This is a genomic window from Kitasatospora sp. NPDC048296, assembly GCF_043201815.1.
Classification (GTDB): Bacteria; Actinomycetota; Actinomycetes; order Streptomycetales; family Streptomycetaceae; genus Kitasatospora.
The window spans coordinates 1-4,876 of sequence record NZ_JBICZB010000148.1; the positions used below are offsets into that span (position 1 = coordinate 1).

Genomic DNA, 4,876 nt, shown 5'->3' on the forward strand with positions numbered 1-4,876 from the left:
CCGGCGACGACGACGGCGTCGGCGGAGTTGACGGCGGCGATGGTGAGTGCGTCGGTGAGGTGTGGGAGGACGTCTTCCTCGACCCCCTGGAGGGTGGCCATGGCGCCTTCGCGGGTGTTGTGCATGAGGCGGGCGCGGGCGGCGACCAGTTTGGCCGCGTCGCTCAGCGACAGGACGCCGGCGCAGTGGGCGGCGGCGATCTCGCCGATGGAGTGGCCGGCGAGGTAGTCGGGGGTGAGGCCGTGGTGTTCCAGGAGGCGGAACAGTGCCGTCTCCAGGGCGAAGAGTGCGGGCTGGGTGTGCAGGGTGGTGTCGAGGAGGCCGTCGGGGTTCGACGCGATGATTTCCCGTAGCTGCGGGTCGAAGTGGCTGAGTGCCTCGTCGTAGGCGGCGGCGAAGACGGGGAAGGTGGTGAACAACTCCTCGCCCATGCCGATGCGTTGTGAGCCCTGTCCGGTGAACAGGTAGGCGAGCTTGCCGGGGTGCGTGGCGTTGCCGGTGACCACGACTGGGTGACCGGCGCCTTCGGCCAGGGCGCGCAGCGCCGCCGCCCGGTCGCCGGGCAGGATGACGGCGCGGTGCTCGAAGAGCGAGCGGCCGGTGGTCAGCGCGTGGGCGACGTCCGCCTCGGTGGCGTCCGGGTGTTCGGTGAGCCAGTCCAGGAGCCGACGGGCCTGGTCCCGCAGTGCGGCCGCGGACTTCGCCGACAGTGGCCACACCACGGGCAGTTCGGGCTCCTCCTCGACGGCCACTGCGTCGGCCGCCTCGGCTGCCGGGGCCTCCTCCAGGATGATGTGCGCGTTGGTGCCGCTGATGCCGAAGGAGGACACTCCGGCGCGGCGCGGCCGTCCGTCCTGCTCTTCCCACGGCCGGGCCTCGGTCAGCAGCTCGACCGCGCCGGCGGTCCAGTCGACGTGCGGGGAGGGCTCGTTGACGTGCAGCGTCTTCGGCAGTTCGCGGTGTTGCATCGCCATGACCATCTTGATGATCCCGGCGACGCCGGCGGCGGCCTGGGTGTGCCCGATGTTGGACTTCAACGAGCCGAGCCAGAGCGGCCGTTCGGCCGGACGGTCCTGACCGTAGGTCGCGAGCAGCGCCTGGGCCTCGATCGGGTCGCCGAGCGTCGTGCCCGTGCCGTGCGCCTCCACCGCGTCCACGTCGGACGGGCGGAGGCGCGCGTCGGCGAGGGCCTGACGGATCAGGCGTTCCTGGGACGGCCCGTTGGGAGCGGTGAGGCCGTTGCTCGCGCCGTCCTGGTTGACCGCCGAGCCGCGCACCACCGCGAGCACCCGGTGCCCGTTGCGGCGGGCGTCCGATAGTCGCTCGACGAGCAGCAGGCCAGCGCCCTCCGCCCAGCCGGCGCCGTTGGCCTCCGCCGAGAAGGACTTGCAGCGCCCGTCCGGGGACTGGCCGCGCTGGCGGCTGAACTCGATGAAGACTCCGGGCGTCGCCATGACCGTCACGCCGCCGGCGAGCGCCAGGTCGCACTCGCCGTTGCGCAGCGCCTGCACGGCCAGGTGCAGGGCGACCAGCGAGGACGAGCACGCGGTGTCCACGGTCACGGCCGGACCCTCGAACCCGAAGGTGTACGACACCCGGCCCGACGCGACGCTGCCCGCGCTGCCGTTGCCGACCAGTCCCTCGTACCCGTCCGGGGCCGGGTGCAGCCGGGCTCCGTAGTCGTCGTACATCACGCCCGCGAACACGCCGGTCCGGCTTCCGCGCAGGGTGGCCGGGACGATGCCCGCGTGCTCCAGAGCCTCCCACGCGGTTTCCAGCAGCAGGCGCTGCTGCGGGTCGGTGGCCAGCGCCTCGCGCGGCGACATTCCGAAGAACCGCGCGTCGAACTCGCTTGCCCCGTACAGGAATCCGCCCTGGTCGGCCACCGAGGTGCCGGGGTGGTCCGGGTCGGGGTGGTAGAGGTCCGCCGGCCAGCCGCGGTCGGTGGGGAAGCCGTCGATCGCGTCCTCCCGGTTCGCGACGAGGCGCCACAGATCCTCGGGCGAGCGCACCCCGCCGGGGAACCGGCAGGCCATGCCGACGACGGCGACCGGCTCGCCGAGCCCGGACTCCAGTTCGCGGATCCGGGTGCGGGCCTTGTGGAGGTCGGCCGTCACCCACTTGAGATACTCGACCAGCTTCTCTTCCCTGGTCCCGGGCGTTTCGGCGGCGGTACTCATGACTGCATGCTCCGTCCGAGCTCGTTGTCGATGAATGCGAGGACCTCGTCGGCGCTGGCGTCCTGGATGCGCTCGGCCAGCGACTCCTCGGTCGCCGCGGCGTTCCTGCGCTCGGTGGTCCACTTCGCCAGCACCGTCTGCAGCCGGACCGTGACCTCGTTGTCGCGCTGCTCGTCAGGCGTCAGCTGCGCCAACACGGCCTCCAGCCGCTCCAGTTCGACGAACACCGGCGATTGTTGTGCCTCGGCCGGGGCGAGGCCGGCCAGTATGAACCGGGTGACCGCCTGCGGGGTGGGGTGGTCGAAGACCAGAGTGGCGGGGAGTTTGCGGCCGAAGGTCGCGCTGAGCCGGTTGCGCAGCTCTACGGCGGCCAGCGAGTCGAAGCCCAGCTCCTTGAACTTGCGGTCCTCCGGCACCGAGTCGGCCGAACCGCCGCCCAGTACGGTCGCCACCTGGATCCGCACCACCTCGCCCAGCGCCGACTCCCGCTCGGCCTCCGGCAGAGCGGCCAGCCGCTGCACGAGGGCCGCTGCGCCGCCCGCGTCCGCCTGGCGCCTGGCCGGGATCCGCACCAGCCCGCGCAGCAGCGGCGGTACGACGCCGGACCGCAGGGCGGCCTGGTCGAAGCGGGTGGCGGTGACCGTGGCCCGGTCCTGACGCAGGGCGCGGTCGAGCAGCGCGAGGCCCTCGGCCGCGCGGATCGGACGCAGACCGCCGCGTGCCATCCGGGCCAGGTCGGCCTCGTCGAGCGCCGCGGTCATCGCGCTCTCCTGTTCCCAGCGTCCCCACGCGATCGACACAGCCGGTCGGCCGGTCGCCCGCCGGTGCTCGGCCAGGGCGTCGAGGAAGACGTTGGCTGCCGCGTAGTTGGCCTGACCGGCGCTGCCGAGCACACCGGCGATCGAGGAGAACAGGACGAAGTGGGCTGGTTCGTCGACGAGTTCGTGCAACAGCCAGGCCGAGTCCGCCTTGGCCCGCAGCACCGGCTCGATCCGCTCCGGGGTGAGGCCGGACAGTACACCGTCGTCGAGCACGCCGGCGGCGTGGAACACCGCGGTCAGCGGGTGCTCCTCCGGGATCCCCGCCAGCAGCCCGGTCAGTGCCGCCCGGTCGGCGACGTCGCACGCGACGAGGGTGACCTCGGCGCCCAATGCGGCCAGCCGCTCCACGAGTTCGGCGGCGCCCTCGGCACGCTGCCCGCTCCGGCTGGCCAGCACCAGCCGCCGGGCGCCGTGCTCGGTCACCAGGTGCTCGGCCACCAGCCGGCCCAGGGTGCCGGTCGCGCCCGTGATCAGCACGGTGCCGTTGTCCAGCGGTGCGACGGTCCCGGTGCCCGGCGTGAGCCGGGTCATCCGTGGCACGTACGTCACGCCGTCGCGCACCGCCACGCGGGTCTCCGCGCCGCTCAGCAGCCCGGGAACGCAGGACGCCGGGTCGCCGTCCACGTCCGCCAGGGCGAATCGGTCCGGGTTCTCGGCGACGGCGCTGCCGACCAGGCCCCACAGCGGGGCGACGGCCAGGGCGTCCAGGGTCTCGCCGGCGCGGACCACGACCGCGCCGCTGGTCACCACGGCCAGCCGGGACTCGGCGAAGCGCTCGTCGGCCAGCCACGCCTGGAGGACCGCCAAAGTGCCGGTCAGTGCCCGACGTACGGCCGCCGGGGTGTCGTCGGTGCCGCCGGCCCGGACCGGGAGCAGGACCAGCTCGGGGGCCGGACCGGCGGCCGCCAACGCGTCCAGGTCCGGGTGCTCGGTGGTGCCGAGCACCGCCCAGCCGCCCCGGTCGGCGGTCGCGCCTCGGGCGGACCGGTCCGCGACCCACTCGACGGAGAACAGCGGGTCCTCCCCGGTGGTGCGCAGCGCGGCGAGCTGCTCCTCGCTGATCCGGCGGGTGCTCAGCGCCTCCACCGTGGCGACCGCGCCGCCGGTGGCGTCGGTCAGGACGATCGTCACGGCGTCCGGGTCGTCCGCCCCGGTCGGGGCGATCCGCACCCGCGCCGCGGTGGCGCCGGTCGCGTGGAGCCGTACGCCGGACCAGGCGAACGGCAGCCGCACCCCGTCCGAATCCCGGGCCAGGCCCATCGCGTGCAGCGCGGCGTCCAGCAGAGCCGGGTGGACGTCGAAGCCGTCGACCTCGGTCTCCTCCGGCAACTCTACCTCGGCGTACCGGAGTTCACCGTCCCGCCAGGCGGCCGTCAGGCCCTGGAAGACCGGCCCGTACTCGTAGCCCGAGGCGGCCAGGCCCGCATACACGCCGTCCAGCTCCAGCGGCTCCGCACCGGCGGGCGGCCAGACAGTCGCCGGCGCGACTGGCGGTACGGCGCCGCCCGTCGCGAGGAAGCCGGTGGCGTTGCGGACCCAGCCCTCGCCGGCCTCCGCTCCGGCGCCCGCGGAGTGCACGCTGACCGTGCGCCGCCCGTCGGCGTCGGGCGCGCCCACGACCACCTGGATCCGCACGGCGCCCGTCTCGGGAACGACCAGCGGGGTCTCCAGGGTGAGCTCGTCGACGGTGTCGCAGCCGGCTGCGTCGGCCGCGTGCAGCGCTAGGTCGACCAGTGCCGCGCCCGGCACGATCACCGTGCCGAGCACCGCGTGGTCCGCGAGCCAGGGGTGGTCGGTGGTGGAGAGGCGGCCGGTGAGGAGGAGGGTGTTGTCGGTGGCGATGTTGAGGGTGGCTCGGAGGAGGGGGTGGGTGGT

General features: G+C 74.0%; 2 protein-coding genes. Both read right to left on the reverse strand.

Annotation, left to right across the window (positions count from 1 at the left end; genetic code table 11):
* A partial coding sequence (locus ACGF12_RS37800; RefSeq protein WP_393040955.1) for a type I polyketide synthase occupies positions 1-2,180 on the reverse strand: 2,180 nt, incomplete at its 3' end.
* Positions 2,177-4,876, reverse strand: a 2,700-nt coding sequence (locus ACGF12_RS37805; RefSeq protein ID WP_393040958.1) for a type I polyketide synthase, incomplete at its 5' end; no start/stop codon positions are given. The genes ACGF12_RS37800 and ACGF12_RS37805, both read right to left, overlap by 4 nt.